Here is a 17,439-nt window from a genome sequence, read left to right as displayed (position 1 = left end):
GTCGGTGCCGAGGCCAAGGGCTGCTGGCTGCCGACCCACGCGGGCCGCTCGGCCTGGCTGGCCGCCTCCGCCTGACCGGTGATCGAGTGCCCGGCACCCAGCCGCGTTCACCGATTAGCGGCCAGCACTGCCGCGAGGCCCTCTTGTAGATCTTTGACGAAATACTCGGGAACCTCCAGCGACGGGAAATGTCCCCCGATTTCGGGCGACCTCCATCGGACGATCTGTCGGTACCGCTCCTGTGCCCAGGGGCGCGGACACTTCTCGATGTCGCGGGGATACATACTGATTGCTGAGGGGACGTCGACCCGAAGTTCGGGGTCGAGCGAGTTGACACCGCCATGGCTTTCGTAGTAGATGCGGGCTGCCGATGCGCCGGTCCGCGTCAGCCAATACAGGGTGACGTCGTCGAGAATGCTGTCTCTGGAAATCGTCTCGAACGGGCTGTCTTCGGTGTCTGTCCACTCGGCGAACTTGTCAAGGATCCAGGCGAGAAGCCCGACTGGTGAGTCGGCGAGCGAGTAGCCGATGGTCTGCGGTCGGGAGGCCTGCTGCTTCGCGTACGCCGCGCGGGGGCCGCCCCAGAAATCGCGGGTTTCCTCGGTCCATTTGCGCTCGGACGCCGTCAGCCCGTGCGTTGTCAACCCGGGCGGTGCCTGTGGGGTCAGCGTGTGGATGCCGAGAACGTGCGCCGGGAACCTGCCGCCGAGGACCGTGGTGATCACACCTCCCCAGTCGCCGCCGTGGGCTGCGAACTTGCTGTAGCCGAGCCTTTCCATCAGTTCCACCCATGCGGCCGCGATCTTTCCGATTCCCCACCCGGTGGTGGTCGGCTTGTCGCTGTAACCAAAGCCTGGCAACGACGGGACCACGACGTGGAACGCTGGCGCGTCTGCATCTTTCGGATCTGCCAGCTCGTCTACTACATCGATGAACTCAGCAATGCTGCCTGGCCAGCCGTGCGTCAAGATCAGAGGAGTGGCATCTGCGCGCGCGGATCGGCGGTGCAGGAAGTGGATTCCCAGATCATCAATGGTCGTGCGGAACTGGCCGATGCGGTTAAGGCGCTCTTCGAACGACCGCCACTTGTACCCGGTGCGCCAGTAGTTCACGACATCGACGAGGTCGGCGAGAGGAACGCCCTGTTCCCATCGGCGAGGGTCGGGCGCGGCGCGATAGACCGTCTCGGCCTCCGGTAGCCGCGCCGCGGCTAGTCGCGCGCGCAGATCGTCGAGGTCAGCGTCAGTTGCGTGGGCTTCAAATGCTTGCACGTCGCTGGTTGGGCGGGGCATGAGACCTCCTGGCCATCGCGGAACCGGCTACGAACTATCGCGAACCGGCTAAGACGGTTCTAGCATGTCTTCATGTCAGCGTGCAACCAGCTAAGGTGGTTCCATGCGTGCTGGGTTCCCTGACTTTCGCCTCGGTAACGTGCTAGCGACCAGCTTCACGGCGACTCTGACGGAGCGTCATGGCAACGCCGTGGAGCGCATTCCCACGCCGCACCGACTCGTCGACTGGCTGGCGGTGAACGGTCTCGCCGTGGACTCCTGCACCACTGCCCAGCTCGACCTCGCTCGGGAACTGAGGGAGTCGATTCACGCCGCCGCGACAGCGGCCGCGATCCAGGACGCTCTCCCTGCGTCTGCTGTCCAAGTCATCAATGACTGCAGCGCTGAGGGTCGGGCCGCTGCGATCCTGACGCCCGAGGGTAAGCGGCAATGGCGGCTCAGCTCGGCTTCCTGCGTGGAAGATGCCCTCAGCGTGATCGCCGCCGATGCGATCAGCATCATCGCAGGCGAACGAGACGGAAAATTGGCCTTGTGCGCATCACCAACCTGCCAAGCCGCCTTCTTCGACACCAGCCAAAGTCGCACCCGCAAATGGTGTGACATGAACACGTGCGGGAATCGTCAGAAGAAAGCGCGCTTCAATGCCAACCAGCGCAAAAACCCCAGATCAGCGGAGTGATCGTTACCTCGGTACATCCAAGTGGGCCCCACGCCTGCGACACATCTGTCGCGTTGGGTGCACCCCAGCGGCACCACTAAGAGCCATCCGTCGCCTTCGATCAACGTCCTCAATCAGTACGTCTACGGCGAAAACGATCTCCGCGCGCTCAGCTCCGAGTTGCTGCGGACCCGCAGCATCGGTCTTGGGGATTTTTGCAGGCGTAGCGCTACCAGGAGCAGGAGCGCAGCGCTTGTTGCTGAGCCGATTGTGAATCCTGCGACCAGCACCGCGATGATGCCCCCAATGGCGATGACCACACCGGCCGCGGCGAATCCGGGCGTGCGGCGAGGAGATTCGGTGGTCCCGCGCTCGAACCGGCCCAGCCAGGCGGCGAGCGGGATGAGGACCAGTGAGATCCCGGCCAACCACATGCCACGGGTCAGCCACCATGTGGAGCCGAGCGGCTCCGGCCACGGCAATCCCAGTACCAGGAGCGTGGCGGCGAGCAGCACCAGGGCGGGCATGTGCCAGAGGTAGATGGTCAGCGAGTGCTTGCAGATCGCGTCGACGTACGTGCGCAGGCCCGGTCGACTCATGCGGACCGCGAGGCGTGCGGCGACGAGTGACAGCAGGCATACCTGGACGACGCCGAGCAGAATCAGGTTGCTGGTCGGCGGGTTGAGGTTGGCCAGCATGTCGGCGGGGTAGGGCCCGGCGGCCGTGCTCGTCACCAGCAACGCGAACGCGCCGAGCGCCACGGCCAGCAGCTGACCGTTCGACCGGAACCGGAACCAGCCGTCGGCGTACCAGAAACCGATCTGCTGGATGGCCAGCCAGACGAACGCGAGGTTGCAGAACCCGATCTCCGGCGAATTGGTGGCGATCGACAGCAGATCGACGCCGAGCGCGAGCGCGACGAGCAGCGCCAGCGTTGCTCGCGGCGCTCGCTCGTGCTGTCGGCACAGCAGCGGGACCAGCGCGGAAGTCCCCAAGTAGACGCCGATGAACCACATCGGTTGGCTCATCCGGAACCCGACTTGCGCGAGTAGGTCCGGCGAGACCCCGGCCGCGTTCGCCACCGCCAGCGCGCCTGCGATCGCCGCGAAGGCAACAAGTGCGGGCCGGGCGAGCCGAGTTAGGCGGGTCCGGACGAAATCGGCTGGCGTCGCACCGGCGGCGCGCATTCGGCGCCACTGCGTAATTCCGGCGAATCCGCCGACAGCGAAGAACAGGGGCATTACCTGGATGATCCAGGAGACCGGGACAAACCATTTCTGGTTTTCCAGGGCATTCGTGATCTGAATGCCCGAGGTGTTGACCTCGATGCCCGCCATCATGGCGTGCAGGACGACAACGACCACCAGGCAAGCGGATCGGACTAAGTCGAGAACCCGGTCGCGGGCCGGACCTGGTCCGGCAGTCGGCTCCGGTGTCGGTGCAATATGCGTGCGCAGAACGGCCACTATCGCTTCTCCCGTGAAAAAATCCGGACGAATTCCCGGTTGGAAAAGCGTATGTATTCAGCGGCTGTGATCGCGTCCGTCCTGGGAGCGCATTGCAGACCCCTACTGGGGTAGGGGGTCAGGCGAACTCTCCATCCCCGGTACTAGGCACCTTCGCGCATCATGCGCCGGGGGCGACCAACCCGCTTTCGTAGGCTGCGATGACAGCCTGCACCCGGTCGCGGATTCCCAGCTTGCCGATGATGCGACTGACGTGGCTTTTCACGGTTTGCTCGGAGATGAACAACGCGTCGGCGATCTCGTTGTTCGAAAGTCCTTGCGCCACGTGGACCAGTACCTCGCGCTCCCGCTGGGTGAGCGCCGCGAGCTGCGGTGCGGTGGCCTGGCGCGGTGGGGCCGACCGGGCGAAGTGCTCGATCAGCCGACGCGTCACCGTCGGCGCCAGCAGTGCCTCGCCATCGGCGACCACGCGCACTGCCGAAACCAGATCGGCAGGCAGCGCATCCTTGAGCAGGAAGCCGCTGGCCCCCGCCCGGATCGCCGCGTACACGTAGTCGTCGATGTCGAAGGTCGTCAGCATCAGCACGCGGGGCACGGGTGCGGGCTGGTTCATCAGGTGCCGCGTTGTGTCGATGCCGTTGAGCACCGGCATCCGCACATCCATCACGACGACGTCCGGGTGGCGGGCGTGGGCGATTTCGATCGCGCGGGCGCCGTTGTCCGCCTCCCCGATCACCTCCATGTCGGGCTGGGCGTCGAGCAGGGCGGCGAATCCGGCCCGCACCATTGCCTGGTCGTCGACGACGAGCACCTTGATGATGGTCACTGGATCTCCCGCTCCTGCGAATCGTTGTCCGTGTGGTTCAGCGGAAGAACCGCGCACACTTCGTAGCCACCGTCGCCAGTATGTCCGAAGTGGACAGATCCGTTGACGATCGCGACCCGCTCCTGCATGCCGACGAGACCGTGCCCACCGCTGGGCACCGGATTCACCACCCGGTCCGGGGCGGTGTTGCGCACGGTGATCGTCAGCTCACCGCTAGATCGACCGAAACGCACCTCGGTCCGCGTGCCAGGGGCGTGCCTGGTGACGTTGCTCAACGCTTCCTGCACGATGCGAAACGCCGCGATGCCAGCGATTTCGCTGTCCGTTCGGTCTTCCAGCAACTCCGTGCCATGCGCGGAAACGTCCACGCCTGCGCGGCTGGCGCTGTCGATCAGCTCTGGAATGCGGGCCAGGCTGGGCTGCGGAACCAGCTCGCCGCCGGTCTGGCCGTCCCGCAACACCCCCAGCACGCCACGCATCTCGCGCAACGCACGCCGTGACGCCGCTGCCATTTCGTCGAACTCCGCGGCGAGCCGTGGATCGAGGCATGGGTGCCGGTACTGCGCGGTGGTCGCCTGCACGTTGATGAGCGACATGCTGTGCGCGATCACATCGTGCAGCTCGCGGGCGATCCGGGTCTTCTCCTCGGCCACCACCCGCTTGGCGTGTTCGTCGGCGCTGAGCCTGCGTTCCTGCACGAGCTGCGAGGAGATCTGCCGCCACTGCCGCACCACCAGCGCGCCGCCGAGCGCACCACCGGTGACCGCGCCGAACAGAACGAGGTTTCCCGCCACGGCATCCGTCGGCACGTTGCGCGGTGCGAGCACGACGCCTCCGGCAGCCGCCGCGACACCACCGAGCCAGCACCACAGGCCGGTCGGCCATGCTTGGTGCGCGCCGAGCACACTGATCAACAGCCCCTGGCCGATCAGTGTCGTCACCGAGACCGGCCAGATAGCCGTGGGATCGTCGCTGCGGGCCGCCATCGCGAGCAGGAACACGGCTGAACAGGAGATGGCGGTTGCAGACCGCGGGAAGAAAAGCGCGATGCCGATTGATCCGGCGTGGGCGATGCCGAGCGGGAACGCCAAAGCCAGCGACATCCCGAATACCGCGGCGTTGAGCGGGATCGCCACGGCCGCCAGCGACAGCGCGAGAACGCCCAGCACGCCCGCGACCCAGACGACCGGCTTCACCTGGGGGCGCGGTTGCTCAGCCGGATCGCGCCTGCGCTTGGATTTCGCCATCGGGGAAGGTTCAACTCCGCGGGTCGTAGTGGTCCTCGGCGAGGGTATCCGCTGCAATCGCCATGCCGGATTGTCGGTCTCGTCGTGAATATGGTGGTCGGCGAGGTATGCGGTGTTCTGTGGCGTCGAGCTCCGGTTGCCGCCACCGCTTCCGGGACCTCGACCGGCTCGGTTGGAGGTTGAGCACCGCCCGTTCGTTGAACCTGCCTGCCGGGTCAGCAGACACCTGCGCAATTCAGGTGAAATCGCGCGACATGGGTCCTGCGTCGGCTCTTCCTCCGGCATCAAGGACGCATGGCTACCGACGAGCACGTCCCCACGCCCGATCCGCCCCGGTTCCTGCTCCAGGAATCCATGGCGTTTCTCTACGCCAGCGCGCTGCGTGCCGCCGCGCTCCTGGACATCGCCGACCACCTCGTCGCCGGTCCCCGCACCCCGGCCGAACTGGCCGAGAGCACCGGCGCCGCCCCGGCCAGTCGTCGCCATCGACGCGGCATTGCCCGCTGGCAACGAGCCCCATCTCGGCAAACTGACCGACATCGCGATCATGGTGGTCGTGCCAGGCCGGGAACGCACGGAAGCCGACTTCCACCGCCTGTTCACCAACGCTGGCCTGCGCCTGACCCGCATCCTCCCGACCGACGGCTGGATGTCGGTCATCGAAGCCGAAGCCGCCTGAACCACGACCCCGATCCCGCACACCGTCCACAACGAACGCCGCAGGATGAGGCGCCACCCACCCCGCCTCCGGACTAGGTGCGCCCAGAAGCGGTCGAGTCGGCGGTCGGCGCCATGTCCTGCAGAATGCTGTCTTCCGGCGCTGGAGCCCTGCGAAGATGACGTTGTGATGCACGGAGCGGATTCCTCGACGTGGCGCCGGGTTCGTTGGCTGCGCGGCTCTAGGTATGCCTTACGGCTCGTTTATCTGCTTACCGGCTCCGCGCTCGCGCTGTCGTTCGGGTCCATCGATCTGGTGGTTGCGGACGCGTTGTGGGACCGGGCGCCGGTCGCGTTCAACAGACTTCTCGTTGCCGCTGTGGTGGTTGTCCCGCCGACTCTGCTGGGATTTCTTCCGCAGCTGCGACATCTGGAGGGGGCAGCGGCGACTTCCCTGCTGGGAGTGGACTTTCGAGGGCATCCACCTGGGCCCCCGAGGACTTGGGACCAGCGGTGGCGGACCGTCACGTGGTTCTGGGCGCATCTCCTCGCCGGTGGTCTCGCCGGGGCCGCCATCATTGGCGGCATCCTTGCGGTGGTCTACCTGGTCCGTGCGGTCGCGCCGCACGAGGCCCACCTGACCGGGCTGTCGTTGTGGGGTTTGACCGGTGTTTGGGGCGGCACCGTCCCGGTGTCGGTCGTGTTGCTCCTCGTCGTCGTGTCAGTCTTTCTCGCGCTGTCGGCCTGCGGCGTGTCGCTGGCGCGGCTCGCACCGGCGTTGCTCGGTCCGTCCGTCGCAGAACTCCTAGCCGAACTCGAGGCGCGGACGACGCATCTCGTCGAGCGCACCCGACTCGCCCGGGAACTGCACGACAGCGTCGGCCATGCGCTCACGGTCGTCGTCTTGGAGACGGCGGTCGCGCGACGCCGCGTACCACCGGAAAGCGAGGCGCTAGCGGGGTCGCTGGAGACCGTCGAAACCGCGGCCCGGCGCGCGCTGGAGGATTTGGATGCCATCCTCGGCTTGCTGCGGGAGGACCGGGAGGCCGCGCAGCGCCAGCCCGTTCACGATCTCAGCAGTCTTGACGGTCTCGTGCGCGCGTCACGCGAAGGTGGTCAGCGAATCGTCGTCTCATCGGAGGTCGAGGACCTCGCGACGCTGCCCCCGGCCGTCTCCCGCGAGGCATACCGGATCGTGCAGGAAGGTGTCACGAACGCCCTGCGGCACGCACCCGGCCAACCGGTCCGGATCAGCCTGGGGCGACGCTACGAGCGCCTCCGCATCCAGGTGACCAACCCGGTGGCCGGTGCTGGGCCGACGGCTGGTGGCGGTCGTGGGGGTGGACGAGGGCTGGCCGGAGTCCGCGAGCGGGTCCATCTCCTCGGCGGGAGGATGCGGTCCGGCCAACGCGACGGCACTTGGCATCTGGACGTGACCTTGCCGGTCCCGGAACAGGAGGAACCGTGAACGCCGCCAACCAGATCAGGGTCCTGCTCGCAGACGACGAAGACCTTGTGCGCGCGGGGCTGCGCGCCCTGATCGAGGGCGAAGACCTCTGCGTCGTCGGCGAGGCGCGCGACGGTGCCGAGGCGGTGTCCGCCACAGCATCTCTGCGGCCGGATGTGGTGTGCATGGACATCCGGATGCCGCGGGTGGACGGGATCCAGGCGACCCGGATCTTGCGCGAGCGGCATTCCGACACCAAGGTGCTGATGCTGACGACGTTCGAGAACGATGAATATGTCCAGGAGGCGCTGCAGACCGGAGCACAGGGGTTCCTGCTCAAGAGGTCGGCTCCGGAGTCGGTCCGCCACGCCATCCGCACCGTTCACCACGGCGACTCCTTGCTGTTCCCGGATGCCCTCCGCAGGCTCGTCTCCCGCCACGTGGACGCCGCAGCTGGCCGCCCCGGCCTGCCGATGCTGAGCGAACGCGAGGGCGAGGTGCTCCGATTGATAGCCTCCGGGCTGTCGAACGCCGAGATCGCACAACGGCTCCACCTGACGGTCGAGACGGTGAAGACCTACGTCGCGCGGATCCTCGCCAAGCTCGGTGTGCGCGATCGCGTGCAGGCCGTCATCCGCGCTTACGAGAGCGGATTCGTCCCCGTGGACTGACCGAGCCGCGGTGCCGAAGCTGGTAGTTGCGCGTCACGATGGCCAGCAGGGGCGCCCACAACAGCAGGGGCACGTACCACCGCAGGACATCCCAGCCCGGCTGGTGGCACCCGGGCGGCAGAGCTCGCAGCGGAGCCTGGTGCGGACCGCCACCCAGCAGCCACATCGCGATGACAGTCGCGAGCAGCGCCGCCAGGGCGTACGCGGTGCCCGTGACGGCACGCGCGTTTACCGCCCGTCCTCCGACAACGGGTAACCACTGCGGCAACACCTCACCCCACGGACGTACCAGACCGATCGCCAGCAACCCCAGAGCCATGGAGCCGAACGACAGGCTCGGCACGTAGATCGCTTCGAGGACGTTGTGGCTTGAGCACGGGTTCACATTCGTGACCAGCGTGCGGGCGGCACTGAACAGTCGCCACAGCGCCGACGGCAGGATGCACAACGGTATGGCGTAGGCGCAGATCCTGATGCTGACGGGGGGCCGAACCCTCGCCCCGATCGCGTGCTCTGTCATCGACGACCCTCCTATTGCGACTATCCGACCGACCTGCGAGCGCGGTGTGGCGTCGCTGGACGCGGCGAACGTAGCTGCGGTGAGACGGCTTGCGAGTCCCTCGCGAGAGCGACAGCTGTCCCTCTCCGGAACGATGCACCGGCCGGCGCGGCAGGGTCACGATGCGGTCATGGTGGTTAGCAGCTATGGCTCAGACGTCATCGGAAGCTCTGAGCCGGACGTGTGTCCCGGCCTCGTCCAACGCGTCGGTGCAGCGATCGTCAGCCTTGGTGCCAGCGTCTACCGCGGGCTGAAAGCCGCCTGGGTGCTGGGCCGCGCGGTCGGGTGTTCGCGGTCGTCTACTTCGGATTCGTCGCGACCGCACCAGGTCTCGCGCTGGAGATGCCGCCTACGTACGTCGGCTGTGGGGCCGCCCGTGCTCCAGTCGGCTACGCACTCCTGCTGGGTGATGACAGGGATGCACCCGGCGGTTTGCGCCCGCCGGGGCGGTGGTGGACGAGACATGAACTCCGTTGCTCTGATTGGGAGGTCGAATGGATCGCTGGGATCGGGCCGGAGGGATCGCGGCATATGGGGCAGCGCTGGCGCTGACGCCGTACTTGCTGATCAAGGTGTCGTGGGTGGTCGGTTCACTATTGGGGCTGCTGCCGGTCGGGACCGGCTTCGGCGAGGTGGAGTGGGTGGTGCTCAATAGCGCAACGATCGCCATGGCAGGGATCGGGATCGCGGTGGCGCTCGCGCTGGTGCGGCCGTGGGGGATGCGCATACCGGGAGTGCCGTTGGCTTTCTGCGCCTGGGTTGGGACGGGGTTCCTCGTCCCGGTGCTGCCATACGCCGTTCTCAGTTCGCTGCTGGACTCGGCGGATGGCAATCCGGATAGCGGGAGCGACGCGGGCCCGTCGATGCCGATCTGGGAGGCCGCACTGGTTCAGATCGGGTTTGTGGGCATGGGGCTGGGTCTGGCCGTCGCGCTGCCCACGTACTTGCGGCGGCGCTGGCCGGACGTGTTCGCGGGTCGGCTCGGGGACGGTGGAGGGGGCTCGCCAAAGGTGCCGCCATGGATGGTCGTGGTCGGGGCCGCAGTCGGTCTCATCTGGCTTTACTGGGCGGCGGGCGGCACCGCAGGTGTCGCCCACCGCGGCGAGCGGGACCTCAACTGGCATGTGCTGTCCGGCGTCTTCGGGCTCTGGGCCATCGCGGCTTCCGCCGCCACCTGGGCCGCGGTCCGAGGGCGGCCCGCAGGAGTCCCTCGATGGGGCCTGATGGTGCTCGGCTGGCTCGGCTCGGGCTCACTGTTCGCCTGGAGCGGCTGGAAGCTTCCGTTCACCCTGTACCTGGCAGTCGCGCAACCGCCCGATGCAGCCTTGCCGGAAAACCTCGCACTCGCGGCAGTCCTGCACCTGGCAGCAGTGGTGGCGGGCAGCACGATGCTGGCGGCGCTCGTTCGTACGCGGCTGGCGTCATCGAACCCGTAGCTATTCCCTCCCGCCTGCGTCACTCGACAAGCTGAGAGCTTCAACGAGGTGATCTCATGTGTCCTGAACGCAAGGAGTGCGGATGCAGGTAGTGCACTCCGAAGCGGTGCTGCGCGGAGGACGAAGGATGTGGTCAGCGTGGAGATGTGCGCTCTGAGCGCGCCGGAGGTGTTCGATCAGGACGGCTACGACGGTTACGTCGTTGCCCGGATGGGGCAGCTGCCGCCGGACTGCTACGGCGCTGACCGACAGGCCGCAATGCGTTGTCCTTCGGGCGTGTTCTCGGTTCGTCGTGCGGATGAGCTACCAGTACCGATGTGATTCGGGTTTGGCGGGATTTCCGTTGCCGTGCAGGGCGAGTGAACCAGAGGAGTGTGCCTGCCAGCGCGGGTACGATCCCTGCCGCCTGCAGCCCGACGTGTGCGCCGAGGGTCTGGATTATGGTTCCGAGCAGCGGGCCGCCGAGTGCACCGCTGCCGACGAAGACGAGGATGTACACGCCCATGACCCGGCCGCGGAACGTGTCAGCGGCGGCGAGCTGAACGGTGGCATTGGCCGAGGTATTGAGCAGCGTTGTCGTGGCGCCGATGGGTAGCAGGAAGGCAGCCAGAATCCATGGGTTCGTGGCGAAGGATGTCAGCACGTAGAGTCCGGCGAGAATCCCGCCGATCGCGAACAGGGTGCGGTGCGTGGTTCGCGACCACTGGGCGGAGAGCAATGCGCCGATGAGGGCTCCGGCGGCGGTGATGGCACTGAGCAGGCCGTATCCGTCGGCACCGGCGTGGATGACAGACTTCGCGTACGCGGCGAGCGTCACGGGGAGGTTCGTGGTGAACAGCCCGAACGTTCCCACCAGCAGGATCGGCCACAACATGTCGCGATTCCCAGACAGGTAACGCATTCCTTCGCGCAGCCGACGGTCGGACGTGCCCACCGTGCTCAATCCGCGTAGGTCGGCGGGGCGGATCAGAAGGAGTGCGCTGATGGGTGCGAGGTAGGACAGCGCGTTGACGGCGAAGGAGTATCCAGGGCCGACGGTCGCGATCAAGGCACCGCTGATGGCGGGGCCGGCCAGGGCGCCGAACTGGAACGCGGATGCGTTGAGGCAGATGGCGTTGCGCAGGTGGCGCGGGCCGACCATCTCGTTGACGAACGCCTGCCGGGTCGGTTCATCGACGGCGGTGGCTGTGCCGAGCGCGAACGCGATGAGGTAGACGTGCCAGAGCGCGACGTGGTGGGTGAGGGTGAGGCAGGCGAGTGCGGCCGCGGTGATCGCCATGGCCGTTTGGGTGAGCAGCAGCACCTGGCGTTTCGGCCAACGATCCGCGATCCAGCCGCCGGTGAGGCCGAACAGGAGCGTGGGCAGGAACTGCAGGGCGCTGGTGAGGCCGACCGCGGCGGCGTTGTCGGTGAGGGTCAGCACGAGCCAGTCCTGGGCGATGCGCTGCACCCAGGCGCCGGTCGTGGCGAAGAGCCGACCGACGAGGAAGAAGCGATAGTTGCGCGACCGCAGCGAGCCGAAAAGGCGTTCGCAGCGGGAGGATCTCGGGGGTGGTGACGACGGGTGCGGCGGGAGGACGTTGGCTGTGTCGGGCTCGCTGCTCAAGGATCGAACACCTCACGATGTCTGTGTGCCTCCTATCGTTCCGATTCGGCAGTCATTTCGAAACAGAATCCCCGCTATTACTATGATTGCGTTTCCCAATGAAAGGGTCCGCCGTGTACAGCGTTGAGCACCTGCGCTCGTTCCTCGCGGTGGCGCAGTCCCTGAGCTTCACACGGGCCGCCGCCCACCTCGATCTCGCGCAGCCGACCGTCAGTCAGCACGTCCGCAAGCTCGAGGCCGCCGTCGGTCGTTCCCTGTTGGTGCGCGACACGCGCAGCGTCACTCTGACCGCCGATGGCGAGGCGATGGCGGACTTCGCGCGGACGATCATCTCCGCGCACGAGCAGGCGGTCGACTACTTCACCGGGTCCCGGTTGCGTGGTCGGCTGCGGTTCGGCGTCACCGACGACGTCGCCCTCACCCAGATGCCCACCGTGCTGCGCGACTTCCGGAAGCTCTACCCCGGCATCGACCTGGCGATCACCGTCGCGCAGGGACCGATGCTGCAGCGTCGCGTTGCGTCGGGGCACCTCGACGTCGCGCTCGTCAAGTCGGAGCCCGGTGAGGGACGTGGTCGGCTCGTGCGGCGTGACCGGCTCGTCTGGGCAACCGCCGTCGGCACCGAGGTGGCGCCAAGGCGTCCGGTGCCGTTGATCGTGTACCAGGCACCCAGCCTGAGCCGGACGCTCTCGGTCCGGGCCCTGGACGCGGTCGGGATGCGGCACCGGGTCACCTGTGTCGTGCAGGGTGTCAACGGGGTGCTCGCGGCGGTCCGCGCCGGGCTCGGGATCGCCATCTTCCCGCGCAGCCTCACCCCGGGTGATCTCATCGAGGTACCCGCGAGCGCGGGCCTCCCAGAGCTGGGCGAGATCGACCTCGTCCTGCTCACCAATCCGCACGCACGAACCGAGCCCGTCGAGGCGCTGACCACCGCGATCCTGTCCCGGGCAAACCCGATCCAAGGCATCCCCCACTGACCAGCCCGGCGTGGCACCCGTCCGACGCGAAGAGCACCCCGCTGAAAACGCATCCGTTAGAGCACGCGCTGTGGGATCGGTTCGTCATGCTCGCGGATGCGGACTCAAGAATTTGATGCTGAGGGCTGGTCCCAGGCCTCATCACACGTGGAAGCTCAACAGGAACGCCGCATCAGGATCCACGGTCGCGGTCAAATCGGCGTCGAACGTGAACACCACGCCATCGGTCTTCGCGGAGAACGCGAGCGGCACGAGGTACCAGACCTGCCGCGCGTGAGCGTCGCTTGTGGACTGATCAGACGATGGGGGCGGCGAGGTGGACCGTTTTGGCCTGCGGTTTCTGGGTTTTCGCCGCCCTTCGCCGAGCAGCGCCGATCGGATCCCTGTGTTTTGGCCACGCGAGAGCTGTCCACAGCGAACCCACCGTGGCGACGGCGCCGGGTCGTGTCCTTGAGAAGACGGCGCCGCCATTGGCCTCGGCGACGTCGCGGATATGGCCAGGCCGAGTCTGGATCTGGGCAGTCCGCGGGCGCGCCGTAGCGAAGGACCCCTGCTTCCGTTCGGCGTGGATTAACAAAGAGGGGTCGGTGCATGGCCGATAGGCCCAACAACACCCCTGCAAATAAGAGGGCGCGATTCCCTCGCGCCCCGGCCCGTCTGGGGCGCGGGCGTGTGGATGAAGCCCTTGGTGGCTTCGTCCTCAGTCGCACGTCTCGCGGCGCATCACGATGCGGTGCCCTTCTCCGGCCGCCGGGGACGGCGGGTCGTCCGCTTGCGCGGCTCGGGCTGGGTCAAGGCGTTGCGCAGCGAGTTGAGCAACTCGGACGTGTTCGTGGCCCGATCGCGATCTCTGGCGGCGATGCCGAGCGCCACACAGTCGGTGAGCAGCAGCGCGCTGAGCCCCTCGCCGGTGAAACCGGATCCCGAGTGCACGGCCGCCAGGGTGAGCGTCACGCGATCGGCGAGGACCGGCAGCAGGGAATCAGAGAACAGCAGGACGGGGCAGCCCACCGCCTGCGCGTGGTCGAGGAGGACGTAGACGTCGTTGAACAGTCGGCCGGGCACGTAGAGGACCACGACATCGGACTTCTGGAGCCCTAGCAGGTCGTCGGCCAGTCGGAACCCCGTGGTGCTGATCTGCCGGGCCTGCCGACCGAGCCTCCGTAGCCGGAGGGTGAGGTAGTGCGCGCTCATCTCCGACGGGCCGAGGCCGAAGCTGACGACCTCGCGGGCGTTCGTGAGCAGGTCGACGGCCGCGACGAAGTCCTCCTCCGTGATCAGCCTGCGGGTTTCGAGAAGTCGTTCGGTCGCCTCGGTGAAAACGTGGTCGAGCAGGGATCCGGTCTGCTGGCTCGCTTTGTCGATCCGGCTCCGCAGCCGTGCTGACGGCCGGGTCCGGCCGATCGCCCGGCTGCCAGCCTCTCGCTTGAGCTCGGGAAGGCCCGAGTAACCCAGCGTTTTGGCGGTTCTGATGACGGTCGCGTCGCTGGTGTCGGTCGCCGCACCGATCTCGCCCGCCGTCGCGAAGATGATCTCCTGTGCGTGGTCGTGCAAGTACTCGGCGACCCGTCGTTCGGCGGGAGGCAGGTCGGCCAGTTTGCTCGCGATCCGCTCCCGCAGCGGGTCGTCTTCAGGCTGATCGTTCACAGCGGAGGTTGACTTTCTTCTCGATCCGGCTATCTTCACCGTAGTTTCTACTACGGGCACCGTCAACTTGTAGTCCACGTTACGGTCACATTGCTGTCTGTGGTGAGAGGATATTCCTGGGATGCCGAAGAGATCGGTCCCGCTCATCGAGGTCTCCGGCGATGCGCGCCAACGCGGCGCCGCCTACGGCGAGGCCGCCCATGCCGAGATCCGCGGCTCGGTGGAGTTCTACCGGGACGCGTTCGCGGCGTCGTCCGGTCTGGCCTGGCCCGACGTGCTCGTCGCGGCACGTCAGTGGCGGGCGCCGATCGAGGACAGCGCACCGGACCTGCTGGTCGAGATGGACGCGATCGCCGAGGGTGCCGGTCTGCATCCCGACGAGATCCTCGCGCTCAACGCCCGGGGCGAGATCGTGCGAAATCACGACAGCGGCTTCGGCCGGGGCCACGCCTCCGAACCCGTGGACGGGTGTAGCTCCTACGCGCTGTTGCCCGAGGCGACCGGGGACTGGCACACCTACTGCGGGCAGAACTGGGACTGGCGCGCCGGGGTCGAGGCCACGACCGTGCTGCTGCGGGTGGTGCAGCCGCCCAAGCCCACGATCATCATGCAGGTCGAGGCCGGACAGATCGGCAGGCAGGGCGCCAACTCCGCGGGAATCGCGCTGAACGCCAACGGCCTGGGCGGGCGGTTCGACGCCGGGATCGGCGTGCCCCAGCCGGTGCTGCGGCGGCTGATCCTCGACTCCGCCAGCCTGAGCGCGGCGCTCCAGGTGCCGTTCGACGTGCACCAGCACATCGCGACCAACCTGCTGATCACGCATCGCGACGGCGTCGCCATCGACCTGGAGACGACACCGGTGGTGCACCGCTGGGGCTACCCCGCCGACGGCATCCTCGTGCACGGCAACCACTACCAGTTCGGTGTCCCCGAACGACTTCGCGAGACGTACCGGCCGTCCCCTGTGGACTCCCTCTACCGGGTGCCGATCATCACGCGCGGTCTCGGCCTTGCCTCCGGCGCCCGTGACTCGGCCGGGGTCCGCGAGGTCATCGCCGAGACGATGAGCGACCACACAGGACTCCCGGACAGCGTGTGCGCCCACGTCGATCCCGGCCGACCCGCCGTCCGGCGGAACAAGACGATCATGTCCAGCCTCGTCGACCTCACCACGGGCGAGTACCGGCTGGCCGCGGGCAATCCCTGCGAGAACGACTACGAAGTTCTGCCCTGGCGCCTGTACGACGGGCCGGGCGGCGATCGCACCACCACCCCCGCAACAACGACCGCTAGGAACGAACCGTCATGACAAGACACCGCCATCCGCGCTGGCTCGCCGCCGGTGCTCTGGGGTGCGCCACGCTCGCAGTCATCGCCGGCTGCGGCGGCGCGCCCGTCTCCCCGTCCCAAGCGAAGCAGAACGTGCGGCTGGTCGACAGCACACCTGCTGCGTCCGGCCCGCTCGACAAGGCCACCTGGTTCATGCCCAAGGAGCCGGCGACCCTAGACCAGGACAACGACGCCGCCGGTGCCACCACCGACACCGTCATGGGCAACGTGTGCGAACGCCTCGTCCAGGTGCAGCCGGACCTGACGATCAAGCCTTGGCTCGCCGAGAAATTCGAGTGGACGACACCGACCACGCTGGTCTTCACCATCCGCCAGGGCGTCCGCTTCCACAGCGGCAACGTGATGACGGCCGACGACGTGGTGTGGAGCATGAACCGGCACCGCGCCGACGGGGCGAACGAATCCGATGAGTTCGTGAACGTGACCGGAGTCAGCCAGACCGGGCCCAACGAGGTGACGGTCACCACGACCCAGTCCGACGCCGTGTTCGTGAAGGCCCTGTCCGGTACCGGCGGCGTCGTCTTCGAACGCAAGGCCGTCGAGGCGCAGGGCGACACCTTCGGCACCCCCAGGGGGGACGACGCGTGCACCGGACCGCTGGATCTGAAGTCGTGGGATTCCGGACGGCAGATCGTCCTGACCAAGTTCGCGGACTACTGGAACAAGGAGCGCGTGTCGAAGACCGGTGAGCTCACCATCCGGTGGGCCGACGACGACGCCGTCGTCAACTCGCTGCTCACCGGTGAGGCAGACGGCGCGTACCTGGAGAACATCGCGTCCGCGGCCGGGCTGGCGAACGCTCCGAACACGACGGTCAGCCAGGGCGCCGACACCCGCGTGTGGAACTCGATGGTGACCGAGCGGGGCGCACTCGCCGACCCGCGGCTCCGCAAGGCGCTGTCGCTCGCGCTCGACCGGGACGGTGTCTCACGCGCTGCGCTCGCCGGTCTCGGGGTGCCCGCCAGCGAGCCGGTGGGCTCCGGTGCGTGGGGCTACCAGGCCGACAAGTTCCGCGCGGCGTCGCAGGAGCTGGCGGCGGGCGCGCCGGCCACGCCAACCGCGCAGAACATCGAGGCGGCGAAGAAGCTCGTCGCCGAGGTCGGCAACACGCAGCAGATCCTGGTCGCCAGCGACGGCACCACGGTGCGCGATGTGATCGCGAACGCGGTCGTGACAGCGGCGAAGGAGATCGGCCTGGACGCCAGGATCATCCAGTTCCCGCCACAGCAGTACGGCGACTACTACAGCGACGCCAACTTCCGCAAGCAGGCCGACCTGTTCACCGACGACTACTTCGTCTCGAAGAACGACCCCGTCGGCTTCTACAAGAACGGTGCCTCCGACTCGTCCGTCAACTGGGTGCTCAACGACCCCGAGTACGACGCCCTCGTGCAGCAGGGCAAGGCCGAGCTGGACGACGTGAAGCGGGCCGACCTCGCGATCGACCTCGCGAACCGGTGGGCTGAGGCCATGCCGTGGCTCTCGGTCGTGCAGAGCCCGACCACGGTCGTGCTCTCGACTGACGTGACGGGTGTCCCCGCGTCCGGCGCCTTCCGGAACTACCCGTGGGCGGCCGACCTCGGAGCGAAGGGCCAGTAAG

The 17,439-nt window shown here is 67.3% G+C and carries 15 protein-coding genes; 8 read left to right on the top strand and 7 right to left on the bottom strand.

The annotated features are described in order from the left end of the window. Positions 1-107: 107 nt before the first annotated feature. A complete protein-coding gene (locus MOQ72_RS18115; protein ID WP_242184929.1) occupies positions 108-1,292 on the bottom strand; it encodes an epoxide hydrolase family protein in 1,185 nt (394 codons plus the stop codon). Between the two features lie 103 nt (positions 1,293-1,395). Here MOQ72_RS18115 and MOQ72_RS18110 point away from each other — a divergent pair, with 103 nt between their 5' ends. Continuing rightward, positions 1,396-1,971: a CGNR zinc finger domain-containing protein gene (locus MOQ72_RS18110; RefSeq protein ID WP_242184928.1), complete on the top strand. Its 576-nt coding sequence runs from the start codon at positions 1,396-1,398 to the stop codon at positions 1,969-1,971. 122 nt (positions 1,972-2,093) lie between these two features. On the opposite strand, the gene MOQ72_RS18105 is transcribed toward MOQ72_RS18110, so the two are convergent. The 3 genes from MOQ72_RS18105 to MOQ72_RS18095 all read right to left on the bottom strand — a co-directional run bounded on the left by MOQ72_RS18105 (position 2,094) and on the right by MOQ72_RS18095 (position 5,489). After that, entirely contained in the window at positions 2,094-3,416 is a 1,323-nt protein-coding gene (locus MOQ72_RS18105; RefSeq protein WP_308197902.1) for an acyltransferase family protein, read from the bottom strand. Positions 3,417-3,576: 160 nt separating this feature from the next. Continuing rightward, a complete protein-coding gene (locus tag MOQ72_RS18100; RefSeq protein ID WP_242184934.1) occupies positions 3,577-4,236 on the bottom strand; it encodes a response regulator in 660 nt (219 codons plus the stop codon). 2 nt (positions 4,237-4,238) lie between these two features. Continuing rightward, the gene (locus MOQ72_RS18095; RefSeq protein WP_242184926.1) at positions 4,239-5,489 is read right to left on the bottom strand and encodes a sensor histidine kinase; all 1,251 of its coding nucleotides are present in this window, start codon (positions 5,487-5,489) and stop codon (positions 4,239-4,241) included. Between the two features lie 382 nt (positions 5,490-5,871). Between MOQ72_RS18095 and MOQ72_RS18090 the strand changes: the two genes are divergently transcribed. The 3 genes from MOQ72_RS18090 (at position 5,872) to MOQ72_RS18080 (ending at position 8,264) form a co-directional block, all read left to right on the top strand. Next, a complete protein-coding gene (locus tag MOQ72_RS18090) occupies positions 5,872-6,168 on the top strand; it encodes a class I SAM-dependent methyltransferase (protein ID WP_242184925.1) in 297 nt (98 codons plus the stop codon). A gap of 168 nt (positions 6,169-6,336) precedes the next feature. After that, positions 6,337-7,614, top strand: coding sequence for a sensor histidine kinase (locus tag MOQ72_RS18085; protein ID WP_242184924.1), 1,278 nt, complete (start codon positions 6,337-6,339; stop codon positions 7,612-7,614). Continuing rightward, positions 7,611-8,264 carry a response regulator transcription factor gene (locus MOQ72_RS18080; protein ID WP_242184923.1) on the top strand — a complete coding sequence of 218 codons (654 nt, stop codon included), beginning with the start codon at positions 7,611-7,613 and terminating at the stop codon, positions 8,262-8,264. The genes MOQ72_RS18085 and MOQ72_RS18080 overlap by 4 nt, the downstream gene beginning before the upstream one ends. On the opposite strand, the gene MOQ72_RS18075 is transcribed toward MOQ72_RS18080, so the two are convergent. Next, positions 8,224-8,784 (bottom strand): hypothetical protein, encoded by a 561-nt coding sequence (locus MOQ72_RS18075; RefSeq protein ID WP_242184922.1) that lies wholly within the window; start codon positions 8,782-8,784, stop codon positions 8,224-8,226. The two genes, MOQ72_RS18080 and MOQ72_RS18075, sit on opposite strands and share 41 nt — an antisense overlap. A 533-nt stretch (positions 8,785-9,317) precedes the next feature. On the opposite strand from MOQ72_RS18075, the gene MOQ72_RS18070 reads away from it, so the two are divergent. Further along, complete coding sequence (locus MOQ72_RS18070) at positions 9,318-10,259, top strand: hypothetical protein (protein WP_242184921.1); 942 nt, start codon at positions 9,318-9,320, stop codon at positions 10,257-10,259. 133 nt (positions 10,260-10,392) lie between these two features. On the opposite strand, the gene MOQ72_RS18065 is transcribed toward MOQ72_RS18070, so the two are convergent. Further along, positions 10,393-11,865 carry an MFS transporter gene (locus MOQ72_RS18065; RefSeq protein ID WP_242184920.1) on the bottom strand — a complete coding sequence of 491 codons (1,473 nt, stop codon included), beginning with the start codon at positions 11,863-11,865 and terminating at the stop codon, positions 10,393-10,395. A gap of 98 nt (positions 11,866-11,963) precedes the next feature. On the opposite strand from MOQ72_RS18065, the gene MOQ72_RS18060 reads away from it, so the two are divergent. After that, positions 11,964-12,842 carry a LysR family transcriptional regulator gene (locus MOQ72_RS18060; protein ID WP_242184919.1) on the top strand — a complete coding sequence of 293 codons (879 nt, stop codon included), beginning with the start codon at positions 11,964-11,966 and terminating at the stop codon, positions 12,840-12,842. 723 nt (positions 12,843-13,565) lie between these two features. Here MOQ72_RS18060 and MOQ72_RS18055 read toward each other — a convergent pair. Beyond that, positions 13,566-14,489, bottom strand: a complete 924-nt coding sequence (locus MOQ72_RS18055) for a MurR/RpiR family transcriptional regulator (RefSeq protein ID WP_242184917.1) — start codon at positions 14,487-14,489, stop codon at positions 13,566-13,568. Between the two features lie 121 nt (positions 14,490-14,610). On the opposite strand from MOQ72_RS18055, the gene MOQ72_RS18050 reads away from it, so the two are divergent. Further along, on the top strand, positions 14,611-15,798 hold the full coding sequence (locus MOQ72_RS18050) for a C45 family autoproteolytic acyltransferase/hydrolase (RefSeq protein ID WP_242184916.1): 1,188 nt from the start codon (positions 14,611-14,613) through the stop codon (positions 15,796-15,798). Then, a complete protein-coding gene (locus MOQ72_RS18045) occupies positions 15,795-17,438 on the top strand; it encodes an ABC transporter substrate-binding protein (protein WP_242184914.1) in 1,644 nt (547 codons plus the stop codon). Before MOQ72_RS18050 ends, MOQ72_RS18045 begins: the two co-directional genes overlap by 4 nt. Position 17,439: the final 1 nt, after the last annotated feature.

Source organism: Saccharopolyspora soli (assembly GCF_022678645.1).
GTDB lineage: Bacteria > Actinomycetota > Actinomycetes > Mycobacteriales > Pseudonocardiaceae > Saccharopolyspora > Saccharopolyspora soli.
This window is presented reverse-complemented; position numbering and strand designations above follow the sequence as displayed.